This is a genomic window from Stratiformator vulcanicus (genome assembly GCF_007744515.1).
Taxonomy (GTDB): domain Bacteria; phylum Planctomycetota; class Planctomycetia; order Planctomycetales; family Planctomycetaceae; genus Stratiformator; species Stratiformator vulcanicus.
Genome location: NZ_CP036268.1, coordinates 4,807,908 through 4,832,909 on the forward strand (window position 1 = coordinate 4,807,908; position 25,002 = coordinate 4,832,909).

A 25,002-nucleotide genomic window follows, 5' to 3' on the forward strand; every position below is an offset into this window, starting at 1 on the left:
ATCAAATTCAACGACGTCAGCCCGCGGCCTACTCAGGATAACACGACAGAAGACATTAGTCTTGGCCGGGCAGACACATCAGCCGATGGAACGTCCGCAAAAAGAGCTTATTATTCGCAACCGCGGGGGTCGAATAGCTCGGGTCGCCCAAGGCCGTCCGACCGAGCAACTCGAATCGGTCGGACGCGGAAACCACGTACGCCGTGCCGTCCTCGCTCATCGCACACAACCGACCGTCGATGCAGACGGGCGAGCCGCTGAACGCCGCACCGGGCAGACGTTCGATCCAGAGACGACGAAAGTCGGTCGCGTCGAGACAGACGATGATTCCGCCGTCGGTCCACAGGAACAGTTTGCCGTCGTAGTAAACCGGAGTCGGAACATAGGGCAGTGAGCGCGTCATTTCCTTCACGATCGAACCGGCTTTTCGGTCTCCCTTGCCGTACGGGTCGATCGCCAGAAAATCCTTTCCGCCACCGCCCTGCCCAGCCGTTTGGATCACGAAGTCACCGGCCAGGATCGGGCTGCCGACGACCCGCTGCCGGAACCCGCGCGTCGACCAGACTTCTGAACCATCAGCCACGTCGACGGCCGTCACACCCGAGGCGCTGCTGGAGAGAACCACTTGCTTGCGGCCGTTCCGCTCAATCATCAACGGCGTTGAGTAAGCGGTGTGCCCGGAAGCCCGGTCGAGCTTCCAACGGACCTCGCCGTCGAACTTCGAGAAGGCGTACGTTGCACTCGGTCCCAATTGGTCATTCGTCACAATGACGAGATCACCCACCAGCAATGGCGACGCGCCGTGTCCGTGCTTGCTGTCGAACGGCCCGACGTCTTGCCGCCACAACAGTTCGCCATCGTGATCGAATGCGGAGACGACGAATTGCTCCGTATCGGCGAACGTCGTGCAGACGACGTCGGCATCGACGGCGGGCGATCCGGAGGCCCAACTGTTTTTCTGGTGCAGATGATTTGAATCGAGGTTGAGGTCGACCGACCAGATGGACGCACCGGTGGCGATGTCGATCGCGATCAATCGGCGATCGCGGCCGTCGTTCGTGGCCGTGTTGAGGAACAGGCGATCCCCCCACACGACCGGCGACGAATGGCCCACCCCTTCGATTTCGACGTTCCACAAGTAGTCTTCGGCAGCCCATTTGCTGGGGATGGTTGTTCCACTGACGACACCGGCGCCATCCGGTCCACGAAATCGCGGCCAATGTTCGGCCGCCGAGGCTTGGGCGGGGTAGGCAATAAGGACGATCATTCCCAGCGCAACAGCGAATTGGACTGATTTAGAGATAGGAATCGCGCGACCGAACAGGGCACTTCGCAGAGCCGAAATTGATGTCATGTTTGGAAACTCTTGAGTAAAGACCGCGGAAGGAATTGCAAGCGGCGGTTGTCGAAGTTGCTGTCAAAGATGCCGTGTTCGTCATCGCCAAATGGGGCAATGATCATCATGGAAACTGCCCGGCGAGTCCATCGTATCGGATTAGGCGCATCGGATCGCCTCTTTTGCGTACAATTGGCGTCAGCTTGGTCCCAGACGCTCGACAGCGTATTTTGTCAACATGGGCGGGATAAGTGAAACTGACATGCGGACACGGGAACACCTAGCGCAGGATCATGCGTATCTCGTCGTGCGCAGCGGCGCGAGTTGGCGCGACGTCTATCGGCTCGAGCCGGACCGGGTCCTCACGGTCGGACGCGCCGCCGAAAATCGCATCGTTCTCGCCGACGAAATGTGCAGCCGGCGTCACTGCGAGATCTACGGTCAGGCCGAGCAATGGAAGGTCCGTGACCTCGATAGTCGAAATGGGACGGAGGTCGACGGCAAACCGATCATCGAACTGGAACTGTCCGAAGGCAACGTCATTCAGATCGGCAGCACCGAGCTGATGTTTTCGTTCGATCTCGGGCGGATCGAGGCGGCACGCAACGGCGAAGATCAGCAATCGGCCACGATCACCGCTACTGGTCCGGAGATTCTCGATCGGCGAAAGGTCACCAGTTACCTGTCGCTCGAAGACTTGGAGCGTGCCGAAGACCTCGCGCGGCTCGGGGAGGATTTGGCGAGCCTGTATCGCCTGGCACTCAGCATGGCCGAGGTGGACGATATCTCCGACCTCGGACGGCGCGTCCTCGATCAACTCTGCAAGCGAACCGGGGCGGAGATCGGCGCGTTACTAATCACGAAGAAGTCGTCGCTCGACCTGCCACGCCTCAAGGTGCCCAACGACTTCGATTTGACCGCGTTTCACTCTGCCGATGGCGATCAGCCGAATCTGTCGCATTCCGTCTCCGAGATCGTACTCGACAGCGACGAAGCCGTGCTCGCTAACGATCTCGCCGACGACAGTCGACTCTCCGATCGAGACAGCCTTGGTGAATTACGGGCGCGGGGCGTGATTTGTGCGCCGATGCGGTGGGACGAAAAGACTTACGGGCTCGTCCACCTCTACACGATGAATCCGCAAATTCGATTGGGCACCAATGACCTCGACTTCACGTTGGCCGTTGCCAACCAATTGGCGATCGTCGTCAATCAGAAGCACGAGCGAGACCGCCTGACGCTGAACCTGACTCGGGCCGAAAGCGAAAATCGAAACCTCAAGCAGCAGCTTCGATCTGAGACCGAGATCATCGGCGACAGCCCGCCGATGCAGCAGCTTAAGACCGAGATTGCTCGGGTCGCTCCGACCGAGGCGACGGTCCTCGTGCGGGGCGAAAGCGGCGTTGGCAAGGAACTGGTCGCACGGGCCCTGCACGCCGGCAGCGGCCGCGCTAGCGGCCCGCTCGTCTGCCTCAACTGCGCGGCTCTCGCCGAGAGCCTATTGGAAAGCGAACTCTTCGGACACGAAAAAGGGGCCTTTACCGGCGCGACGGCCAAGAAAGCGGGTAAGTTCGAACAAGCCGACGGCGGGACGCTCTTTCTGGACGAAGTCGGCGAAATGCCCATGTCGATTCAGGCGAAGTTCCTGCGAGCGATGGAGGGACACGCCTTCGAACGGGTCGGCGGAAGCCGCCCGATCTCGGCCGATGTGCGGATCGTGGCGGCGACCAATCGCGATCTTGAAACAGCCGTGCGCGAGGGAGACTTTCGCCGAGACCTCTACTTTCGCCTCAATGTGGTCATCGTCACGGTGCCTCCACTGAAGCGACGAACAGGCGACATCGACATTCTAGCCCGGCACTTCGTGCAAAAGTTTTCGATGCGCAGCGACCGCGTGATTCGCGGCTTGACCAAATCGGCGGTCGAGTTGCTGCGGCACCATTCTTGGCCCGGGAACGTGCGAGAGCTTCAAAATACAATCGAACGTGCTGTCATCCTGTGCGAGGGGGACGAGATCGCTGACACCGATCTGCAACTCATGCCGCTCGATCAGGAAGAGGTCTCAACCGATACCGCAGAGTTCGCACCCGTTTCGCTTGCGGAAGTGGAGCGCCGACACATTCTGGCGACGCTCACGTCGACCGACGGCAACAAATCGAAGGCCGCCCAGATCCTCGGCATCGAACGTTCGACACTCGATCGCAAACTCAAGCGATATCGCGACGGTTAACAAAACGACGTATCTCGATGTTTGCCAAACTGAACAGGACAAATGCGTCGAGATGCCGCATCGCACCCTACTTTTCTGAACTTTCCGCTAGTAATTTGCCGGAAAGTTATTGACCCGTTTGAAATTCCGGCGAGAATCGGCGCGTTAAAGAACGAAAGCCGCCTTGGCTGGTCCTGCCACATCAGAGACTCCCTGTCGTTTGTTTGGGAGCCTCCGTGTCTTATTTAACGGGCTGACCGCGAGTTCATCACTCGGCGTGTATCGCCGTCTGGACTTCGAGGCGCTTCGATTCGATTTTCGCTGGTTCTAGGAGTACGGATATGTCTTTTACGTTCGATGAAGAAGTTGAAGGTCAGCAGAGTGAATATTTGGAGCACCCTTCGGACGAATATGATTTTCTGACCGAAGAGGATTTCCTGGCCATGGGAATCGATCCGACGATGCCGACCGAAGCAAAGCCCGGGTCTGAAGACAAGGTTCTGATGTTGGCTGCCCGTTATGCAGCCGGCTTGCCTCTGTGGCACGATTGCGACCGATATGATCACGGACCGGCGGTTTTTGACCCCTCAATGCTTGAATTTGCGGCTCAGGATGACGCCAAATAGTTGAGCAAACGCCGTTCCAAGACGAATCGCAAAAGGCCCCGAAGGTCGCTGACCTTCGGGGCCTTTTATTTCAATTTCGCGGCGATGCCGTAGTCAATCGCTCGATTTTGACTCGCATCAAAAGCAGACGGCCGCGTCACTCAGCCGGTTCGATTTTGACGATCTCGAGCCGCAATGTGCCGGTCGGAATCTCTGTCTCGGCCTGATCGCCCACCTTCTTGCCTTCGAGCGCCTGCGCGATCGGGCTACTTGTGAGAATCTTCATCGGCTCGGCGGAATAGTCCTCTTCGCCCGGCCCGACGAGTTCGTACTGTTCTTCTATATCGTCCGACAGGTCTTTGACCGTCACGATCGTTCCGAAACCGACCACGTCCTTCGGCAGGTCTTCCTTCTTGACGATCACGCAATTGGAGAGTCGGCTCTTCAACTGGTAGATCTTGGCCTGCAGCATCCCCTGCTGTTCTCGCTGGCCATGATATTCCGCATTCTCGCTCAGATCGCCTTCTTCGCGGGCGACTTTGATCGCCTCGCGGACCTGCGGCATCTCGACTTCTTCGAGCTGTTTGATCTCGGCCAGAATCTTGTCGTAGCCAGCTTGGGTGATCGGTTGTCGGTCCATAAGTACGCCCTCGCAATACAGAATCGCCACGTCCGGATTTTCCGGCGGGCGAAAAGAAAGACGGGCCGCACGTCGTCGGCCCGTCACTTCATTTTGAACAGCGAAACATTATATCAACGCCGCGAGACGTTTCGCCAGCGTAATCAGCCCGCAACGTCGGTCCAGCAACGCTCCTTCGCACTGTGGAGCACTGCATCGCAAACCTGCTGGGTCTCCAGAGCATCCCGGAACGTCGGACCGGCGGCCTCGCCGGTTTCGAGGCTCTTCAGGAAGTCCGCCACCTGATGGATGAAGGTGTGCTCGTACCCGATGCATAGTCCGGGGACCCACCAGTGATCCATGTAAGGCATGTCACCATCAGTGATGTGAACCGTCCGCCAACCACGGACGACCGAGTCGTCGCTGTGGTCGAAGTACTCCAGTCGGTTCAGATCGTGCAGGTCCCAGCGGATAGATGCCTTTTCGCCATTGATCTCGAACGTGTAAAGCGCCTTGTGCCCGCGGGCGTAACGGGTCGACTCGAACAGCCCCAGCGAACCGTTGCCGAAGTGGCACAGAAACGCACAGGCATCGTCGATCTTCACCGCTTCCATTTTTCCGGTCAGGTTGTGCATCCGCTCTTTGACGAAGGTCTCGGTCATCGCGGAGACATCGGTGATCGAGCCGTTGAGCCAAATCGCGGTGTCGATGCAGTGGGCCAGCAGGTCGCCGGTCACCCCACTCCCGGCGGCTTCGGCATCGAGTCGCCACAGCGCCGCCCCGCCCTGCGGTAAGTCCGCGTTGATCGTCCAGTCCTGCAGGAAGTTGGCGCGATAGTGGAATATCTTGCCGAGACGACCTTCGTCGATGAGTTGCTTGGCGAGCGTGACGGCCGGGATGCGGCGATAGTTGTACCAAACGATATTGGGGACACCGGCCTTCTCGACCGCCTCGCACATCTTCTCCGCTTCTTCGGAATCAATGGCCAACGGCTTTTCGCACAGGATCGTCTTGCCCGCTTCTGCGGCAGCGATCGCCGGTCCACTGTGCAGGTTGTTCGGCGTGCAGATATCGATCGCGTCGATGTCATTCCGCGCGATCAACTGCTTCCAGTCGGTCTCGACCGATTCGTAGCCCCATTGATCGGCAAAGGCCTGTGCCTTCTCCTTATCCCGCCCGCAGACAGCCTTCTTCACCGGCTTATACTCGGTGTCGAAGAAATGGCTGACTTGTGAGTAAGCGTTCGAATGCGTCCGGCCCATAAAGCCGTAACCGATCAGGCCGATGTTGAGTGGTTTAGACATGGTGTGGGTTCCCTATAGTGGCGAAAAAAAACTCAATTGCGCGGCTGACAAATCAGCGTGACGACTTCAGTTCCGCAAGCATGTTGCAGAGCATTGCTCCTTGCTCAATCGCATCGTCAAGTGCTTTGTGGGTGTGAGGCAACTTGTCGAACCAGCGTTTGGGCATGTTCCGTTTCGTCGAATTACGATAGTCCTTTCGGAGTAAGGCCATCGCAAGCGTCTTCATATCGAGCGCGGAGTGCGAAAACGGGCTGCGACCGACGAATCGAATGAGATACCAATAGACAAACAGGAAGTCGAAACCGGCCGGATAGGCCGCGAACACGGGCTTCCCCTCAAGGCTCTCGATCCAGCTCACATATCGATGCATTGCTTTGTCGGGAGGCTGCGGCTCGGTTCGACACGCGGCCCACGCGTCGGGCTGAGTTTTCCACCACTTCATGGTGTCGGGATGTCCGCTTGCTCCATCAAGCAAATCGAGATTGACCTCGAAGGTGTTCACGAGCGACTTATCGGCAAGATACGCGGCGCTACCGAGACTGAGCATTGAATGCGGGCCGGGGATGGGGCCGTCAGTTTCGACGTCAGTGCTGATGTAGATTTCGGGTTTAGGCATGGTTCAATGTCGCAATTTCGCAGCGCGCAGAACGCCATCCGCCCATGCGGCATCTTCGGCCTCGAGCGGCGGGTTCGGCTCTTCCGTATAGTCGATACGGTCTTCGTAAGGCCCCGTGTCGAAAGCAGCGTTGACGCAAACCTGCAGGTCAAGCACGACATCGGTGTCGCGAGCTCTGAGAGGAACCGGGATGCGCGGAAGGCGTTCGCGAACGCCGAGTAAGTAGAATTCGAAATCCTCGGACCCACGCCGCCCGATGTTGATTGCGTAGTCGTGCGCCTTGCTATTCTCGAAGACAGCCGGCGGCAGGTCGACGATCGGCCGACCACCGCGAAGCAGGTCGACCTCGACCAAGTGAATGCCCGCCCGGCGGGTTTCTTTTTGCTTACGTCGGTAAAGCCTACGACCTTTCCCACGGCTTTTATTTGCCGGACTAACAATCTCGATTCCCGATACGATTTGATTTCCATCCTTGGAATAAATTTCGATGTATGGCTGTCGGTACTCAATCTCGGTTCGAGCGACGCGGATCGGTTCATCGGCGTCGAGTACCGCCACGTTCGGCTCGCGCATCGTGGCGGGACGTCGCAGCACGGTCAGGTCGGGCAGGATTCGCTGGCCAGCCTCCGCGAGCCAGATGCGTTCTCCCACATCCGCGAAATAGCCGGCCGCTCTGAGCGGCATTTTGAGTTGGCGGAGAATTTCGACGATCAAGACTTGATGAAAGCCAACCCAGTGAATCGGCGACTCCAAGTAGGGATCCATTCCCGGAAACGGACTCGGCATATTTTAGCCTCTCACAGTCTCACCGGGCGAACGGACGCATCGCCACCCGGCGTTTACCTCCGCCAGTTTATACGAAGAAGACCTTCGAGCCATAGAACTCTGTTTTCCTCAGCCGGGCATTGAATCCTATTCCCACCCGCACTTTTCACGCACGGCGACCATCTTCTCCAGGATCGCGTTCCATGTCGCGGGCTTCTCCATCACGTCGTTGGGGAACATGCAGCCGTCCCAGCAGATGTGCTCGATGCCGCGACTCGGGGCATCTTTGAGCCAATACTTCGAGCACTCCACGATGTCGAGCTTGCCGCCCGGATCATCGGCGAGGCAGTGACGTCCGGTCTTGTCGTGGCTGCCGGTGCCGTGGACGCTGCCGTCGTTCTGGGCGACATGGAAGTCGATCGTCCAAGGGCGCAGGGCATCAGTCATGGTCTCGTAAGCGGCCCGGAAATCTTCGTCGCTGTAGCCTTCCTGAAGCAGTGCGTGCTCGGGAGCGTTATAGCCCATCAGATAGAGATAGGTGTGTGCGAGGTCGGCTTGAAATCCGAGCGTCTCGGGCATGTCAACCGCTTCGAGCAGGTTGAGCACGTCCTTCCACGAGTGCATCCCCGCCCAACAAATTTCGCCCTCAGCGGCCAATCGCTCGCCGTGGTCGGCTGCTACTTTCGCGGCCTCTTTGAAGGTCTCCGCGATCTTCTTTGTTCCGGCTTCCGGGTCCTTGACCCACTCCTCAGTGCCGGTGGCCGAGTCGATACGGATGCAGCCGTAGGAGCGGACGCCGTGCTCGTTAAAGACCTTCGCAATGCGGCAGGCTTTCTCGACGGCGGTCACGAATTTCTTTCGCTGCTCGGCATCGCCCATGGCCGAATCGCCGACGGTACCCGGCCAGATGGGGGCGACGAGCGAACCGATCTTGAAGTCGTAGCCGGCGACCTTGTCGGCGATCGCCTTGAGCTCGTCGTCCGAGGCATCGGGGTCGGTATGCGGCAGGAAGAGGAAGTAATCGACCCCCTCGAACTTCTGCCCGTTGACCTCCGCGGCGGCGGTCCACTCGAGCATCTGGTCGAGACTGATCGGGGGGTTGTCGGTCCCCTCTTCCTTCCCGACAAGCCCGGGCCACATGGCGTTATGAAGTTTGGGTTTGTTGTGCGGCATTTTTTCTCCTACCAAGGCGACGACATGTCGTCGCCTTGACGTGTTACTCAAAAGGTGATTTCCAATCGAAAACCGTCGCGCCCTGTTCCTCGTGTTTTTTCACATAGGCGACGGCGTTCAGGTACTCGCGCTCTGTCGGTTTCGACTTCATATGACAGCACCGGCTCCAGGCCCGCCCCGAGGTCATTCCTAAGGAGTGCAACTGTCGAGTCGCGGCTGCCTTGAGACGACCAACAGCCTTTCGGATTTCGAGTGAACCGAACTTGGCCAACAGGTGAGTGTGGTCTGACATGACCGCAATCACCGAGGGCTGTAACTCCATCGAACTGGATTCGTCATAGACTGCGGCGACAACAATCTGCTGTTCATTTTCCTCGAGATAGACAGGTTCCGCCGCCATCATCTGCTCAGCACTATAGTGCAGGTCCTCGTATCTCCTCGCCTCGTAGGTCTTTTCGTTATGTTTCGCATACCGCTCGGGCGGCGGCACGTACTCGCGCTTGCGCCATGTCTGAAAGCCGCGGGGGTCGCCAGGAAGCCACGTACCGTAGGTGGACCAAGTAACGAGCCACCACTTCCCGGTCATTGGATTTTCCTCGAACGAATTAAAACCAAGGCGACGACAAGTCATCGCCTTGGTGAGATCGAAATCAATCCTTATAAGCCCCCATCTCCGGCGCATCGGGTTGGGCCCCCGGGCCGAAGTACCGCAGGCCGACGAGGGGTTCTGTTCCCGTGTTCTCGAACTTCACGCCGTCTTTCGCCGCTTTCGCCGTGACGAAGACTTCGTCTTCGGTCATCGCGCCGAAGCGAATCATCGCCGGGGTTTGCAGTTTCAAATTGCCGATCCGGCCCGATCCCTGCACCGTGATCCAGCCGTAGGCGCCGCCGTCTTTGATCGTGCAGTTTGCGCCGGGCTGTAGGGTGAGTTCCTTCGCCGTAAAGAGTTGTTCACCGCCGACCTTGCCGTAGACGATCCACTTGTCGACCCAGCCTTCCGACTCGCCTCCTTCGGAAATCACCGGCTCCAGGTAGTGGTTGTCCTTAAAATTCGGATCGACGTTGCCATCCCAGTCGAGGGCGTCGACGATGTATTCCAGATCCTGATGCTTGTCCTCCGGGAAGTCTTTCACCAAGAGCGACCAAGGCACGTCGCGGCCTTCGACCAGCGACTGGTACATCGCGAAAACGTCGCTGCCCCACTGGGGCTCGTACGTGACGAGACTGCCCGGTGCGTGCAGCACGCAAGGCGGGATCAACCAACCGGTGCCGGGTTTGAGGCGATAGGCCTTCGAGAAGTCGATGATGCCGTTGTCGCCGTCATTCCAGCGCTCCAGGCATTTGACGATGTCGTCCTTCGTGGTGCCCGGCTCAAGCCCCATGAACGTGTACGGGAAGTTATTTCCGATCGCGTTCATCTGCGGCGGGAAGTAGTACGATTCCGGCTTGCCTTCCTGTCCGACGAGTTTGGCCTGCTCGGCGCTTTGGTGCATGTGGTGCGGGATCGGGCCCATGTTGTCGAAAAACTTGGAATAGACGGGCCATTTGCCGTACTTGTTCCAAATCTCCTCGCCGATCACGTCGCCCTTCAGCTCTTCAATCGCTTCTTTAAGCGTGAATCGTTCGCCTTGGAACACACAGTAGCTCAGGCCCTCATCGGGCGGTGCACCTTCATTGGCGGCCGGGGTCGTCGAGCCAAACCAACGTTCGTCGATGCCGCCGCGATCCTTTCCGAGGGCGTAGTAATCGTCCGGGTGGAGTTTCAGCCGACGGCCCGGTTGCAGGAAAGAGCGAGGCACCCATGTCGGGGCGAGACGGAAGATGCCGCCCCCTTCGGTGAGGGCATTGATCGCGGTTTGAGCAGCCTTGGACATCGCAGTGAACCTCTCCGGCAGTCGCCGGTCATTGCCAGGATGAATCGGTTGGAATCCGTATTTTGCCACCGCACTCCGCACTGCGAAACCGTAGGCGGAAATTGATGCGATACTCGAGGGTGGAGCGGCACGTCGCCGTTTGGCCGCGACCGACAGGGAGCGCTACAGCGTGACTCGATTCGCCTTGTCACGACGATTCGTTACCGTAGATAGAGCACGCCGAGGGGTGTGTGGGACGCGACGGCGCAGGAGCACAAAAATGCGGGTGGGAGTACTGGGAGCGACCGGCTACACGGCGCTTGAACTGCTGAAGATTCTCGTGCGGCATCCCGATGTCGAAGTCACTGGTCTGACGACGCGGCAGGAGCACACGCCGCACGTCTCGGAGGTGCATCCGAGCCTCACGGGTCGGCTCGATCTGAAGTGCGAAGACCTCCGTACAGCCGAACTCGCCGAGCGGGCCGAGTTGGTTTTCTGCGCCGTACCGCACGGCGCGGCGATGGCGGCAGTGCCGGAACTACTAGAAGCCGGTTGCAAGGTCATTGACCTGAGCGCCGATTACCGACTCAGCGACCCGGCGGTCTATGAATCCTGGTACGGCCTCGTCCACACCGACCCGACCCGATTGGGGACGACCGTCTATGGGCTACCTGAGCTGTTCGCAGATGACATTCCCGGCAAAGACCTGATCGCGAACCCCGGCTGCTACACCAGCACGTCGATCCTTGGCCTCGCCCCGCTTCTGGCTGAAGGACTGATCGAACCAACGGGGATCATTATCGACGCCAAGAGCGGCGTCTCCGGGGCCGGTCGGACACCCAAGATGACGACGCTGTACCCCGAGTGCAACGAGTCGATCAGCGCCTACGCCGTCGGGCGGCACCGACACACACCGGAAATCGAGCAAGTGCTGTCGAAGGTCTCTGGCAAGTCGGTCGAGGTGCTCTTCACACCCCATCTGGTCCCGATGGATCGCGGGATTCTCGCCACGATGTATGCCACGCCGACGGAGCAGCGCAGCGATGACGACCTGCTCGAAGCGATGCGAAACTACTACCGGGGCAAACCGTTCGTCCGTGTCGTCGACCGACTCCCCGCCACCAAGGACGTCTCCGGCACCAACTTCTGCGACGTCACCGTCCGCCAATGCCGCGGCAAGGTGCTGGTACTCTCGGTGACCGATAACCTCATCAAAGGCGCATCGGGCGTGGCGGTGCAGAATCTGAATTTGCTGGCCGGGTTCGACGAGACCGCGGGGTTGTTGTGAACAAAGCTAAACGTCTCTTTTTGGCAATAGAGATCACCAAGTGGCGGAGGTTTACTCTCTGTCGCCAGACACCCCGCTGACGCCGACAGGCTGCGTCGAATGCGTCGCCGATTTTGGCTGCCACATCGGGCGACCAGACTCCGCGGCACGACTTGCCGCATCGGCGGCGATCGCCGCGACATCACCACCAAACCGTTCAGATATATCGCGCCGGACGCGATGAATCTCTTCGATGGGGCTTTCAGGTTTCGGTTTCTGAGTCATCTCCGAGCAACTCCTCCGGTGTGCAAATTACCGGGATCGGGACACCGGTGTCTAAAAGAACCTGATGAATGCGGGGCAATATTTTCGCGTTTGCAATGTGCTTGCAGTTCCACGTCAGCAAGTATTGTATTCGATGATGGGCAACTGTGGCGATGTGCAATGCGTCCACTTGGGCTTTTGCAGGCAGGATCGCCCTCGACATGATCTCACCGGCAATTTGAGTGATTTCAGGCGCATCAGGAAGAAGCGGGATTCCATCCAGCGCTTGCAGCCGATCCGCGGCGAGAATTGGATCGCCAGCGGAAACTTCGTCGATCACGAATTGGGACACGACCAGCTCGTAATTGTCCCGTTCGGCTTCCCACCATCGATGGGTCAGCAATTGGCGAGCTGCCATCACGACTTGCGAACTCGGACGTTGTCGGAGATAGCTGACAACCGAGGTCTCGATGTAAACGGTGGCCATTACACCACTCTATCCGGCAAAGAGCGAAGGAGATATACGGGGCTAGAACGCAAAGACTGCCCAACCTGAGGCAAGCACGCTACCCCTTCGTTCTAGATACTTGGGGGGAGGAAATGCCATGCCGCCACATTGCTCAACAGGACGATGAAGTTACCGCCGGCGTGGAGCAGAAATGGGATCAAGATGCTCTCGCTGATGACGAATGCCCAAGCGATCAAAAATCCACCAAAGATGTTCTCAGGACTCGGATTTCCGTAGACCACGTGGAGAACGGCGAATACGGCTCCGCTAGTAAAAATCGTCTTCCAGCCGCCGATAGCTGCGGCCAGTGGAACGCACAGGATGAAGCGGTAAATTGCTTCTTCCATCGTCGGTGCGAGGACGCACATCTGCCAGAAGTAACTGGTAAAAAAAGCCGGTGGACATCGTCGAATCGGCAACGTCTGACCGAACAATATTAGCACTCCGGCATAAAGCCCGAGCGCGATCGCAATAACAAGAGCCAGGCCGAACACGGATTTAGTCCACCAGAGCCATCCTTGTCTTGGCGTGAACCGTAGCCCCAATGACTGGGCGTCACCATCCGCCAGGCCGACAATAGCTGCACAGCCAACCAAGGCCAGGACCAGCCTTTTCTCCTCATCGTAGGCGCCCGGAAAGCCTACGATCAAGAAGTCGAGCACCGTCACGGTGAGCGCGAGACTGACGGCGATCGCACGATTTCGTGGCCTTGATCGTAAGCAACTGCCAATCGCCGTCTTCATTGTGTCCGGCCTATTTCGCGGCAGAAGTCGGTCCAATGTATCGGTTTTTCGAAACCAGATTATACTCCGCAACCCGACAGGGAGCGCTCCCTTGCGGTCGCGGCTCAACGAATTCTCTGACGCTCGATCAACAATACCAATGCCTGACCTCCATCTCCCGCTCGGATTCCAATATGCCGGTGTGCATTGCGGGGTGAAATCCGATGCGAAGAAGCCCGACCTGTCGCTGTTCGTCTCTGATCGCCCCTGTGCGGCGGTCGGCGTTTACACGCAGAATCGCGTTGTCGGGGCGCCGGTGATCGTTGATCGGGCGCGGACGCCGAGTGACTCGGTGCGGGCGGTCGTGATTAACTCAGGCAATGCGAACGCCTGCACCGGTGAGCGGGGAGTCGAAGATGCTCAGCGGATGACCGCGCTCGTTGCAATCGCCGTCGATGCGGCGAGGGAGGACGTGCTCGTCTGTTCGACGGGAATCATCGGGCATCACCTGCCGATGGAGCAGATCGAGAACGGGATCGGCCTCGCCAAAGGTGTGTTGAGCGGTTCCGCCGAGTCATTGGAATTGGCCGCCCGCGGCATGATGACGACCGATACCTTCCCCAAGATCGCCTCACGCTCCGAAGACTGGGACGGCACGATTGTCACGGTGACCGGCGCCTGCAAAGGGGCGGCGATGATCGCTCCGAACATGGCGACGATGCTCGCGGTCGTGATGACGGACGTCGCGATCGACGCGACTCAAGCAAGCATGATTTTGAAGGAAGCCGTCGACGAGTCATTCAACTCGATCAGCGTCGACGGACACACCAGCACGAGTGACACGGTGCTGCTCCTCGCCAATGGAGCCTCGGGTCGACCGGCCGAGACTCCCGAAGAGATCGAATCGGTCCGGTCGATGGTGACGCTCGTCTGCCAGAACCTTGCCGAGATGATCATTCGCGATGCCGAGGGGGCCGAGCACTTCGTGCGGATCGAAATCGCCGGCCTGCCCGATCGAAATGACGCCCGCAAAATTGCCAAGACGATCGCCGAGGGAGCCCTGTGCAAGACGGCAATCACCGGCAACGACCCGAACTGGGGCCGGTTCGTCTCCGCGGCGGGCTATTCGGAGGTCGAATTCGACCTCAACCAGCTCTCGCTAGACATCAATGGGGTGCGTGTCTTCGAATCCGGCTCGCCGGTTGTGTATGATGAGGCATTGGTCAGCAGCCGAATGGCCGAGGGAGAGGTCAACCTCCACCTCGACTTCGGCGGCGAGACCGACCCGGCCGGTCCGGTGGTGTTTCTGACGAGCGACCTGACGGCAGAGTACGTGCGACTGAATTCGGAATATACGACCTGATCCGAAGTGGGTGCCGGGGGCGTGTCGCCCCCGCAGTGTTGAGCCCGATTTGATGTTGCACAGTTTCAAATAGCAAAATTTCAATTAGTTGGTCGGATTGTCGATCAGCGGTGCAAGGAGCGATTGACGTTCTCCCTGCGGGGGCGACACGCCCCCGGCACCCGATGACTTATTGGATCGACCCGGAAAGACGCAGGAACGGATACCTGTTGAACGAAAACGCTTCGCGGCGAACAATTCTCTTTCCGTCCGCGGATACGAGTCCGCGCGAGCCGGTATGGGAGAGTCTACATGAGCGTTTCCACTGAAAACGCCGATACAACGAGCGCCGTTGAGGAGGAAACTCGGCGGATCGCGCAAGACGTTTGGCATCGGCTGGCGCATCGCCGTCCGTCGCTGTTCGAACGCCGCTGGTGGGATGATCGGCTGATGGACTGGGCGATGGCCGACGAATCGGTCAAAGTCCAGATGTTCCGTTTCGTCGACGTGCTGCCGATGCTCCGCACGCACGAATCGGTCACCCGACACCTGCGGGAATACTTCGAAGAGGCAAAGCGCCACCTGCCGTTGGCGGCGCGGCTGGTGGTCGACGCCGGCCCGCCCGATTCGATGCTCGGCCGGGCCGTCGCCGTCAGCGCCCGCAGCAATGCGACCCGCATGGCGAAGCGGTTCATCGCCGGTGAGACGGTCGACGAGGTCTTTCACTCGGTGAAGGAACTCCGCGACTCCGGTTTCGCCTTTACGCTCGACTTGCTCGGTGAGGCGGTCATCAGCGATGTCGAGGCCGATCACTATCAGCAACAGTATCTCAAGCTGATCGAAGGACTGAGCGGCCGCGTGGAAGAATGGCCGGAAGATCCGCAGCTCGACTGGGATCACGAGGGGCGTATCCCGAGGGTCAATATGTCGGTCAAGCTGTCGGCCCTCGATAGCCACTTCGACCCGACCGATCCCGATGGAACCTCGGGGCGGGTCAAAGAGCGACTGCGGGAGATTTTCAGAACGGCCCGACAACACGGGGCGTTCATCAACATCGACATGGAACAGTACGCCTACAAAACTCTCACGCAGCGAATCTTCAAAGAGACGCTGTCCGAGCCGGAGTTTGCGGACGTTGCCGATGTCGGCATCGTCAATCAGGCCTATCTCGTCGACAGTGAAGACGACCTGCGATCGCTCAACGAATGGGCGCGAAAACGCGGGACGCCGATTCATGTCCGGTTGGTCAAAGGTGCCTATTGGGACTACGAAACCGTCGTGGCGAAATCCCGCGGCTGGCCGATCCCCGTCTTCCGCCAGAAATGGCAATCGGACGCCAGCTTCGAACGACAGTCGAAGTATCTGCTCGAGAACTACGAGTATCTTCGCCCCGCGATTGCGAGCCACAATTTGCGGAGCATCGCGCATGCCCTCGCATGGGCCAAAGTGCTCGACGTTCCGCAACATGCTTATGAGTTGCAGATGCTCTACGGCATGGCAGGGGACCCGGCCGACCTCTTCGCAGAGCGGGGTTATCGTGTCCGCATCTATACACCGTTCGGGGCTTTGGTGCCGGGGATGGGCTACCTCGTTCGGCGTCTACTCGAGAACACTTCTAACGATTCTTTCCTCCGGCACAGCTACGAGCCGAACGCTTCGATCGAGGACCTGATCATGAATCCGAATGACATCGGCGCGACAGCGCCCCCGGTCGAAGACGAGCCGTACGCCGAATTCGAAAACGAGCCGCTCGTCGACTTCACGCAAGACGAGAGCCGGGAGGCAATGCTCGCTGCGCTAGAGGAAGTCCGCGATCAGTTCGGTCGAGAATACGCCCTGGTCATTAACGGCCGGGCGATCGACACCTCGAAGCGGTTGGAGTCGGCCAATCCTTCCAACAAGAAGGAAAAGCTCGGGCACGTCTCAATGGCGACTCCGGCGCAGGCGACCGAGGCCATCGACGCGGCCCGCAATGCTTTCAAAGCATGGTCGGAGACGCCGGCCGATCGACGTGCCGAGTTACTTGAACTCGTTGCCGCCGAAATGCGGATGCGGCGGTACGAACTCGCTGCGTGGATCGTATTCGAAGTCGGCAAGCCTTGGGCGGAAGCCGACGGCGACGTGGCTGAAGCGATCGACTTCTGCCGCTATTACGCCCAACGGGTCCGCGCGATGGACGACCCGCGCGCCGTCAATATTCCGGGCGAGGAGAACTCCTATTGGTACCGACCCCGCGGGGTCGCGGTCGTGATTTCACCATGGAACTTCCCGCTGGCGATCCTGACCGGCATGACGACCGCGGCACTCGCGACGGGCAACACGGTCGTGATGAAGCCGGCCGAGCAGTCGTCGATCATCGCCTTCAAACTGATGCAGATCTTCCAGAACGCCGGCATCCCCGATGGCGTCGTCAACTATCTACCGGGTGTGGGTGAAGAAGTCGGCCCCGAACTCGTGGGCAGTCCCGATGTCGACTTGATCGCCTTTACCGGCTCGAAAGATGTCGGCTTGGCGATCAACGCGACGGCGGCCGACACCGATGATCGGCAAACATCGGTCAAGCAGGTCATTGCGGAGATGGGCGGCAAGAACGCCATTCTGATCGATGAGGATGCCGATTTGGACGAAGCCGTCGTCGGCGTCATGGAAAGTGCCTTCGGCTATGCCGGGCAGAAGTGCTCGGCCTGCTCTCGGGCGATCGTGATCGGAGACGTTTATGACGCCTTTATCGAGCGGCTGGTGGAAGCCACGAAGAGCTTGCACATCGGTCCCGCCGAGGAATCAGGAACACAGGTCGGCCCGGTCATCGACAAAGAAGCACTGGCGAAGATTCAAAGCTATATCGAGTTCGCCGATGAAATAAACGAGCCGACTTACCGCGCGGATGTGAAAAGTCTCGCGAAGCAAGGACACTTCATCGGCCCGCACATTTACACCGAGGTCGCTCCCGAAGACCGGATTGCGCAGGAAGAAATCTTCGGCCCGGTCCTCGCAGTGATACGAGCCGGCGACATCGACGAGGCGATCGAAATCGCCAACAACACAAAGTTTGCCCTCACCGCGGGCATCTTCAGCCGCAGCCCCGTCAACCTGCGGAAGGCCGCGTCGCGGCTGCAGGCGGGCAACATTTACCTCAACCGCGGCATCACCGGTGCCCTCGTCAATCGCCAGCCGTTCGGCGGCTACCACATGTCAGGCATCGGCTCGAAGGCGGGAGGACCCGATTACCTCTTGCAGTTCGTCGTGCCGGTGAACGTAACCGAAAACACCATGCGGCGCGGCTTCGCCCCTGAGAAAGACAGCGAAGCATAACGGCGATCGATATCAACGCGACCAATGCAGCCGCGACTGGCAAAGAGCGGATCAAGTCACCGGGTTGCATTTGGTGGGGCGGATAGAGACATCAGCCGCTCGTTGCTTAATCCGCTTACTGCCGTGCGCGGCTCTATTGGCGATTCGCAAAGGTGATGCATTCATTGGCGACTCCACCGCTATCATAGAGCGGGCGGGAGCGAATGTCCGGCCCAATCGGCTGCCTGGCTCCAGAAAGACCGGCAACCAACGCCACTTCTGGTTACCATGTTCCGAACTCGATCACTGATCGTCGAACAAAACTGACCATCGAACAAAGCTGTCTATGACAACTACACCGATAGCAAGACTCTTCATCCTTGCCGCAGCGATTGTCTTCCTCGGCTGCGGTCGCCCTCAAGGCGGCGGCCCGGGCGGAGCGACGGAGGAAGTCACCGAGATCAAAACGTCGGTTTCCGAAGGGAAGACGCTCGTTGCCGACGACGACCCGTATATGCTCTCCCCGGCGAAGCCAGGCGTCGAGATCGAGCCCGATGCCAAGCATGGTTGGCCGCAATGGCGGGGTCCGAATCGCAACGGCGTTGCCCCCAACGTCTCCCCTCCGCTGGAATGGTCGGCTGACAACAATGTGATTTGGTCGTCAAAGGTGCCGGGACGCGGCCATTCGTCACCCACGGTTTATGGCGGGCAGGTCTATCTGGCGACAGCCGACGAACAGGCACAAGCGCAATCGCTCTTGGCCTTCGATGCCGAAACAGGGGAGCCGACTTGGTCGGCTGTAGTCTCCAAAGGAGGATTCCCGCCTGACAATCGAATGCATCCCGAAAGCAGCTTCGCTTCCTCGACGCCGGCAACCGATGGCGAGCGAGTCTATATCAGCTTTCTACATGACGCGGCGATTTTCGTTTCCGCCTTTTCGTTAAGCGGCGAACCAGTGTGGGGCGAGGTCGACGCCGGTCCGTTCGACTCGCGCTTCGGTTACGCCCCCTCGCCGGTGCTCTATGGCCCTTATGTGATCATCACCGGGGATCACTCCGGCGGCGGGTTTATCGCCGCACTCGATCGCGCCACCGGCGAGGTCGTTTGGCGGACGGCCCGGCCGGAAGCCTCCAGCTATGCGACTCCGCTCATTGTGACGATGGCAGGCCGCGCTCAGGCGATCATCGGCGGAGCGGATCGGATTGCCTCATTCGATCCCGCGTCTGGCGATGAGTTATGGAGCATCGATGGAACGACCGAAGCGGTAGCCGGCACCGCTGTTTACGCCGAAGGTCTCGCTATTGCCAGCGGGGGCTATCCCGGATCGGAGACACTCGCGGTGTCGGTCGGCGATACGCCAAAGCCCGCTTGGCGGGAACGCTCGAAAGCCTATGTGCCTTCGCTGCTCGCCAAAGACGATCTACTCTTTCTCGTATCCGACAAGGGGCAGACTTGGTGCTTCGATGTGGCGACCGGCGAGGAACAATGGAAGACACGCTTGCGCGGATCGCTGTTCCGCGCGTCCCCCGTTTGGGCAGACGGGCACGTCCTCGCGACAAACCACGAAGGCCTCACGCACGTCTTTAAAGCAACAGGATCAGGCTTCGAATCGGTTACCGAGAATCAACTCGGCGAGGAGATGTATTCGAGTATCACCGTCGTCGGCGACCGGTTGTATCTAAGAGTTGCCGACGGCCGCGGCCCGCAACGTCAGGAGACGTTGTACTGCGTGGGTGGCGAGTGATCAAAAGGGTCGATGACTTCGGACGGCGCAGGATGCAACTATCCCGGCGAGGACGCTTTGATGAAATCGACCCTCCTGACATGCCTCGGCTCGTTAATCTTGGTCGGATCGATCAGTGTTTCCGTTGCCGGTGATCTTGAAGAGAGCGCCAACTCTTTCGAACGCATTGCTGATCGAATCGAAGCAGGCCTCCCCGCTGGCTGGGAAATCGTTCGGTCCAACCAACCGGCGATACTGATTCGGTCAAGCGAGCCGCTGCTTGCAGAAAGGATCATATTCAACCCCAATCCCGATGATGCTCCGCAAAAGGAGCCGCACTCCATTGAGATATCCTTTCGAATCGTGCCGTACTTGTCACCGCTTGAGCAGGCTCGGCAAACGTCATTCAACGCCGCGAAGGAATTGAAGCGAGAACGATTTGCCAAAGAGCAGCTTTCGGGGATCCGCTCAGCGCACATGGGGCCAACGCCATTGCCCCCTTACGCCTTCAAACCCGAGTCGCCCGACGAACAGGCACGGGTCCGCCGGTATGCCTTCCTATGGGTTGAGACGGAGCCCGAGCGACTGCCCACCCATCATGCCGAAGGGCTCTCCTTCGTCATGTTCCGGGACCACTACTTAAGGATTATCGATCCTTCCAAGGCCGAAGAGCTCGAGGCCGTCATCAGCGCTGCTGAAGAAATCGTGGTGCCGTATTCGAATGACGAGTAATTCGATGATGCGGCCGAGACTCAGCGTTTAGAGAATTTCAGCCGTCGTCCATTCTTCGTCGGCAGTCCAATTGAAGACTTTATTGCACATGAGTTCCGTATGCAAAATCACTCGGGAGCGGCAGTGAGTCGACCCACGGTTGGAAGATCACCGCGTTTTCGCATCTTGATGAGTTCCTGAACCAACCGCTCTGCTCCACGGACGATACCTGCCTTCTCGCGAAATCGAGCTGAAATTTCTCCAGACAATGATGGTCTGCGAACAAGTTGGTCCGTCGGGATTCCAACTTCAGAATAGACGTCTCGCAATGTAGAGCGATCTTCGTCTGAAAACGGCTCAATCGTTGGGCGAATCATTTCCGGGAACGAGTTGAGCTGGCTGATCGGCACCATCCTGTATTCGCGGAGAAACCGTGGGATCGACTGAGGTTCGACACCACTGTAGAGACTGAAGATTGGCTTATTCCAAGCCATCGCAGCGCCTGCCTCGTAGGCAAGATTTGGTGACTCGCGGAAAGACGGCGTCAGCAGAAAAACAACGGCACTACACTCTGCAAGGGAATCACGGATTTCGGCGCTGAGGTCTTCTCCCGGTTGAGGCACATCATGCTGGAAAACACCGAGCCCTCCTTGGTCTAGTTCATGAGCGACCAAGTCGGCGAGACTGCTGTCTGCGGAGCTATGTGACAGAAAGACATCAAATAATTGCACGCTACTCACGTGATCTTCCTTTCGATTCGACCGACCAAGTCTTCGAGATAGTCATCGATTTCGTCAAGTTGATACCCACGTCTTCGTGTCACAAAGGCAGGAAGATTGTTCGGTTCAGCGTGGTAAAAGAATGGGACAATCTGGACATCGTCTCTCATATCAGCCATTCCCATTTCATAATGGACCCACGGCCTTTCAGCAGACTCCGGTGTCATAATAACGCAAAACTCGTGGCATTGCTTAATCGCATCCCGAATTGCTTCAGGGATGACATCTCCGCCGTTGATATCGCGGTCGTCACGAAATGTTGTCGCGTTCTCGTGGCAAGCCTCGATCTTCTCGCAGATCACCTTCGCGAGAAATTTATCATACGTCGCATGGCTTACGAACACGCGGAATTCAGCGTCATCCTCTTGGCCAGACTTTTTCCGTTTTCGGCTGGTTGGTCGGGGCACTGCCAACCCTCAGTATATGGTGACCTAAAGTTTTTTTGCTATTTAGCATAGTTAGACAGCCGTCGTCCATTCTTCGTCGACGGCGCACTAACGAGCGGGTTCTCCGGTCCGGTCAGTGGATCGCCGACGACGATGTCGGACAGTCGTTTTTCGGCTTGGCGGGCGTAATCCTTCGACATTTCGCAGCCGAGAAATGATCGGCCCAGCTTCTTCGCGACCGCGAGCGTCGTTCCGCTGCCAGCGAAGGGGTCGAAGACGATATCGCCTTCATTCGAACAGGAGCGGATGATCCGCCCGAGGAGTTGCTCGGGCATCTGGCAGCCGTGCCAGCCGGCTCGTTGCTTGAACGTGCCCGCGACGCGGGGGAAGTACCACACGCTGCCGTCGTCGCGAAAACCGGTCGGAGCGTCCTGAGGACGCAGGACCCATTTCTCTTCGTCACCCTCGGCAACTTCCGGCAGCGATCCGTCGTGATTTGGGATCATCACCCAAGTGTCATCCGGCAGTCGGCCCTTCGGATTAGCCCGTTTATCGCCGTAGACGAGTTGCCTGGCGCTCGGCACGCGGACGTCGGGGTCGTCGGCATTAAAGGTGAAGTTCTTCGGGTCCTTCACGAAGTAAAGCAGGTGCGCGTGCGAGCGGCTGAACTTGTGCGTGCAATTCACGCCGAAGGTGTAGTACCAGATGACCCAACTGCGGAGCTTGAGCCGCTCTTCGTTCTGGCGGGTGAGCATCACTTTCATCTCGGCGGCATACTCATCGCCGATGGCCAGCCAAAACGTGCCATCCGGTTTGAGCAGCCGGGCGATTTCGCTCGTCCACTCACCGCACCAGTCGAGGTAGTCATCGCAGTCGCGGCGGTCGTCGTACTCATCGTACGAGTATCCGATGTTATACGGCGGATCGGCGAAGACGAGGTCGAGGCAGCCTTCCGGAAGCTTTCGCATCTGCTCGACGCAGTCGCCACGGATCAGTCGGTCAAATTTGAGCTGACGCTGTTTCGCCATTGTCGTTTCGATCCTGTCAGGAACATCATCGGATGGCACACTCCAGCGCGATCTCCCTCGTTCGTCAAGCGAGACCGCCGGGACTACACTTCCGGCGGCCACTTGCCCACAGAGTTTTTACAATCTGTGTTCTCACAACTCGTCGAATCATTTGCCTTGTCGAAGCTGCTGACCGAATCCCCCGCCAAGCTGAAGCGGTTCCGAGAGAAGCTCCTCGCGTGGTACGCCGAACGAGGTCGCGATTTGCCGTGGCGACGGACTTGTGATCCGTACGCAATCTGGATCAGCGAGATCATGCTGCAGCAGACGACGGTGGCGGCAGTGATCCCCTATTTCGAGCGGTTTCTCGATCGATTCCCGACCGTGCAGCAACTCGCTGCCGCCGAAGAGGCCGATGTCCTCAAGTTATGGGAGGGTCTCGGTTATTACAGTCGCGCTAGAAATCTGCACGCGGCCGCACAGGATATTGCGACCAACCACGCGGGTTCGTTCCCGCGTACGGCTGAAGAACTGCAATCGCTCAAAGGCATCGGCCGCTACACCGCCGGGGCGATCGCGTCATTCGCATTCGATGAGCGGGCGCCGATCGTCGAAGCCAATACGCAGCGGCTTTACTGTCGCCTCTTGGGCGAGCGCGGCGATCCGAAATCGACGGGCGTCCAAAAGACGTTATGGCAATTCGCTGAGACGATCCTCCCGAAAAATGACTGCGGCCTCTTCAATCAAGCACTGATGGAACTGGGCGGGACCGTCTGCACGATCGAGTCGCCTTCGTGCGGCGACTGTCCGGCATCTCGCTACTGCGTTGCCGCGCGGCATGATCTGCAACAGCAAATTCCGGCGGCCAAACGTCGGTCGAAACCGACGCCGCTGGTCGATGTCACAGTGGCAGTCCGCAAAGACGACCGATATCTCATCCGCCAACGGGGCCTTGGCGAATGGTGGACGGGTCTGTGGGATTTCCCACGGTTGACCCTCGACGAGACGCTGCTGACACGCATCACGTTACCATCGGTCCCGGCACGCTCTTCCCGAGACCAACCGAATCTTTTCACGCGCGAACCGGTTTGCGAGGAATTACGGAGTACGATCGAACAGTTCATTTGTGACCAAACCGGCGTGTCCTGCCGTCTCAGGGGGGCCGAGTTGGAAGTGCGACATGCCGTAACACGATACAAAATTCGGCTATTTTGCTGCCTGGCGGACTATCAATCGGGCCGACTTTCGAGCGATCAGCCGCTCAAATGGGTGAGGGTCAACGCTCTTTCAGAACTCGCGTTTTCGCAGCCGGGCCGCCGTTTTGCCGATCGATTGATCGAAATTTCCTAAGTGAAGACAAGAAGTTGCGTCGAATTCAGTGCTCGTCTCCCGTTTCTTCCAATACGGCCGTATTCGGCGGCTGATTTGCATCATTGTTGCCTCACAGATCGGTTGACCCGATAAAAAGAGAGAAAGAACACGTATTCACGGAGCTTGTTGGGTTCAATCCCGGTTAGAATATGATCGATAATAGTGCGCGACCCGTGTCGAAGGATTTGCCGGCCCAGCGCGGCAGGTCGCACGGAGATCGCAGCCACCGAGGTTCTCAGTCCAAGCGAGATCGAATCGATCCGATGAGTTCAGCCGCCCCGGCCAAAGCTCGTTCGAAGGCGGTGTCCCCGCCCCCACCGGCCCCGAATTGGGTTTCGGGTTCGCGGTCCGCCATCGCTACTGAAGCCGATGCCGATCAGCGGACCATCGACCAACGCGTCTTCGACTGGCTTGTCAGCGTTACGCCGAAGGCCCTGCTGATATCGCTCCTGCTTCACTGCGCGGCCTTAATGATTGCCGGCCTCGTCTTCATATCCGATCCGTTTGAGAACGGCTTGACGACCGTTGCCGGATTCAATCGCGAGGAATCCGAGAGTCTTGACCAGCTCATCGACACATCGTTCGAGCAACTTTCGGGCGGTATGGAGGTCGAACAGACAACGGTGCCGGAATTCGAGCCGGTCCGCATGGAGATGGAACTCAACGAGGCACTTGCTAAGGCGGATGAAGCTTTAGAAGTGAAGACCGATTCGATCGGTCAAGGACTCGGTGAAACTGCCGGAAATGCGGCCGGGCTTGGGAAGAGCGAGCGGGAAGAATTAGGGCTCGCCAAGCCGGGAGGGAACGCGATCACAAAGGGGAACTTCACGGCATGGACAGACCCGGAAGACCCCAAACCACTGGAGCCCTATGTAATCTTCATCGAGATCAAACTTCCGGAAAAACTTCGGAAAAAAATGAAGAAGTATCCTAAGGCTGATCTGTCTGGATTCGTCATCGGCACGGACACTTATCAGCAACCGGTACCCGGACCGGGAATGCCGGCACTCCCGATCAAAGGCAATATCGTGCAGCTTTCCGTGATTGTTCCGGGATCGTACGAGTTGGTTCAGGACACGATCGTGATCAGATCGAAGATGCTCAAAGAGCAGCAGATTCTGAAGCTCACGTTTTGACGACGCCGAGACGAC

Annotated in this window: 22 protein-coding genes; 9 read left to right on the forward strand and 13 right to left on the reverse strand. The window is 58.6% G+C overall.

Annotation, left to right across the window (positions count from 1 at the left end; genetic code table 11):
• Window positions 1–55: 55 nt before the first annotated feature.
• Complete coding sequence (locus Pan189_RS19180) at window positions 56–1,354, reverse strand: outer membrane protein assembly factor BamB family protein (RefSeq protein ID WP_145365693.1); 1,299 nt, start codon at window positions 1,352–1,354, stop codon at window positions 56–58.
• Window positions 1,355–1,598: 244 nt separating this feature from the next.
• On the opposite strand from Pan189_RS19180, the gene Pan189_RS19185 reads away from it, so the two are divergent.
• Window positions 1,599–3,566: a sigma 54-interacting transcriptional regulator gene (locus tag Pan189_RS19185; RefSeq protein WP_145365694.1), complete on the forward strand. Its 1,968-nt coding sequence runs from the start codon at window positions 1,599–1,601 to the stop codon at window positions 3,564–3,566.
• Between the two features lie 320 nt (window positions 3,567–3,886).
• Window positions 3,887–4,171 (forward strand): hypothetical protein, encoded by a 285-nt coding sequence (locus tag Pan189_RS19190; protein WP_145365695.1) that lies wholly within the window; start codon window positions 3,887–3,889, stop codon window positions 4,169–4,171.
• Between the two features lie 136 nt (window positions 4,172–4,307).
• Here the strand turns inward: Pan189_RS19190 and greA are convergent, their stop codons facing one another.
• The 7 genes from greA to Pan189_RS19225 all read right to left on the reverse strand — a co-directional run bounded on the left by greA (window position 4,308) and on the right by Pan189_RS19225 (window position 10,501).
• Window positions 4,308–4,790, reverse strand: coding sequence for a transcription elongation factor GreA (greA, locus tag Pan189_RS19195; protein ID WP_145365696.1), 483 nt, complete (start codon window positions 4,788–4,790; stop codon window positions 4,308–4,310).
• A 143-nt stretch (window positions 4,791–4,933) separates the two neighbouring features.
• Window positions 4,934–6,073 carry a Gfo/Idh/MocA family protein gene (locus Pan189_RS19200; protein WP_145365697.1) on the reverse strand — a complete coding sequence of 380 codons (1,140 nt, stop codon included), beginning with the start codon at window positions 6,071–6,073 and terminating at the stop codon, window positions 4,934–4,936.
• Window positions 6,074–6,125: 52 nt separating this feature from the next.
• A complete protein-coding gene (locus Pan189_RS19205; protein WP_145365698.1) occupies window positions 6,126–6,689 on the reverse strand; it encodes a 3'-5' exoribonuclease domain-containing protein in 564 nt (187 codons plus the stop codon).
• 3 nt (window positions 6,690–6,692) lie between these two features.
• A complete protein-coding gene (locus Pan189_RS19210; protein WP_145365699.1) occupies window positions 6,693–7,475 on the reverse strand; it encodes a DUF4058 family protein in 783 nt (260 codons plus the stop codon).
• 126 nt (window positions 7,476–7,601) lie between these two features.
• Window positions 7,602–8,627 (reverse strand): sugar phosphate isomerase/epimerase family protein, encoded by a 1,026-nt coding sequence (locus tag Pan189_RS19215; protein WP_145365700.1) that lies wholly within the window; start codon window positions 8,625–8,627, stop codon window positions 7,602–7,604.
• 43 nt (window positions 8,628–8,670) lie between these two features.
• A complete protein-coding gene (locus Pan189_RS19220; protein WP_145365701.1) occupies window positions 8,671–9,213 on the reverse strand; it encodes a hypothetical protein in 543 nt (180 codons plus the stop codon).
• A 64-nt stretch (window positions 9,214–9,277) separates the two neighbouring features.
• Entirely contained in the window at window positions 9,278–10,501 is a 1,224-nt protein-coding gene (locus Pan189_RS19225; protein WP_145365702.1) for a class I mannose-6-phosphate isomerase, read from the reverse strand.
• A gap of 259 nt (window positions 10,502–10,760) precedes the next feature.
• Here Pan189_RS19225 and argC point away from each other — a divergent pair, with 259 nt between their 5' ends.
• Window positions 10,761–11,768, forward strand: coding sequence for an N-acetyl-gamma-glutamyl-phosphate reductase (gene argC, locus Pan189_RS19230; RefSeq protein ID WP_145365703.1), 1,008 nt, complete (start codon window positions 10,761–10,763; stop codon window positions 11,766–11,768).
• 241 nt (window positions 11,769–12,009) lie between these two features.
• On the opposite strand, the gene Pan189_RS19240 is transcribed toward argC, so the two are convergent.
• Window positions 12,010–12,498: a type II toxin-antitoxin system VapC family toxin gene (locus Pan189_RS19240; protein ID WP_145365705.1), complete on the reverse strand. Its 489-nt coding sequence runs from the start codon at window positions 12,496–12,498 to the stop codon at window positions 12,010–12,012.
• A 92-nt stretch (window positions 12,499–12,590) separates the two neighbouring features.
• A complete protein-coding gene (locus Pan189_RS19245; RefSeq protein ID WP_145365706.1) occupies window positions 12,591–13,262 on the reverse strand; it encodes a CPBP family intramembrane glutamic endopeptidase in 672 nt (223 codons plus the stop codon).
• A gap of 139 nt (window positions 13,263–13,401) precedes the next feature.
• Here Pan189_RS19245 and argJ point away from each other — a divergent pair, with 139 nt between their 5' ends.
• From argJ to Pan189_RS19265, 4 genes are all read left to right on the forward strand, one after another.
• Window positions 13,402–14,604: a bifunctional glutamate N-acetyltransferase/amino-acid acetyltransferase ArgJ gene (argJ, locus tag Pan189_RS19250; protein ID WP_145365707.1), complete on the forward strand. Its 1,203-nt coding sequence runs from the start codon at window positions 13,402–13,404 to the stop codon at window positions 14,602–14,604.
• Between the two features lie 291 nt (window positions 14,605–14,895).
• Complete coding sequence (gene pruA, locus Pan189_RS19255) at window positions 14,896–17,895, forward strand: L-glutamate gamma-semialdehyde dehydrogenase (RefSeq protein ID WP_145365708.1); 3,000 nt, start codon at window positions 14,896–14,898, stop codon at window positions 17,893–17,895.
• 325 nt (window positions 17,896–18,220) lie between these two features.
• Window positions 18,221–19,618, forward strand: coding sequence for an outer membrane protein assembly factor BamB family protein (locus tag Pan189_RS19260; protein WP_145365709.1), 1,398 nt, complete (start codon window positions 18,221–18,223; stop codon window positions 19,616–19,618).
• 60 nt (window positions 19,619–19,678) lie between these two features.
• A complete protein-coding gene (locus Pan189_RS19265; protein ID WP_145365710.1) occupies window positions 19,679–20,329 on the forward strand; it encodes a hypothetical protein in 651 nt (216 codons plus the stop codon).
• 107 nt (window positions 20,330–20,436) lie between these two features.
• Here the strand turns inward: Pan189_RS19265 and Pan189_RS19270 are convergent, their stop codons facing one another.
• The 3 genes from Pan189_RS19270 to Pan189_RS19280 form a co-directional block, all read right to left on the reverse strand.
• Window positions 20,437–21,048 carry a toll/interleukin-1 receptor domain-containing protein gene (locus Pan189_RS19270; protein WP_145365711.1) on the reverse strand — a complete coding sequence of 204 codons (612 nt, stop codon included), beginning with the start codon at window positions 21,046–21,048 and terminating at the stop codon, window positions 20,437–20,439.
• Window positions 21,045–21,431: a toll/interleukin-1 receptor domain-containing protein gene (locus Pan189_RS19275; RefSeq protein WP_310820799.1), complete on the reverse strand. Its 387-nt coding sequence runs from the start codon at window positions 21,429–21,431 to the stop codon at window positions 21,045–21,047. Before Pan189_RS19275 ends, Pan189_RS19270 begins: the two co-directional genes overlap by 4 nt.
• Window positions 21,432–21,532: 101 nt before the next feature.
• On the reverse strand, window positions 21,533–22,501 hold the full coding sequence (locus Pan189_RS19280; protein WP_310820800.1) for a DNA-methyltransferase: 969 nt from the start codon (window positions 22,499–22,501) through the stop codon (window positions 21,533–21,535).
• A gap of 156 nt (window positions 22,502–22,657) precedes the next feature.
• Between Pan189_RS19280 and mutY the strand changes: the two genes are divergently transcribed.
• Both mutY and Pan189_RS19290 read left to right on the forward strand, forming a co-directional pair.
• On the forward strand, window positions 22,658–23,830 hold the full coding sequence (gene mutY / locus Pan189_RS19285; protein WP_310820801.1) for an A/G-specific adenine glycosylase: 1,173 nt from the start codon (window positions 22,658–22,660) through the stop codon (window positions 23,828–23,830).
• A gap of 284 nt (window positions 23,831–24,114) precedes the next feature.
• Window positions 24,115–24,987, forward strand: a complete 873-nt coding sequence (locus Pan189_RS19290) for a hypothetical protein (protein WP_145365713.1) — start codon at window positions 24,115–24,117, stop codon at window positions 24,985–24,987.
• Window positions 24,988–25,002 lie beyond the last annotated feature (15 nt).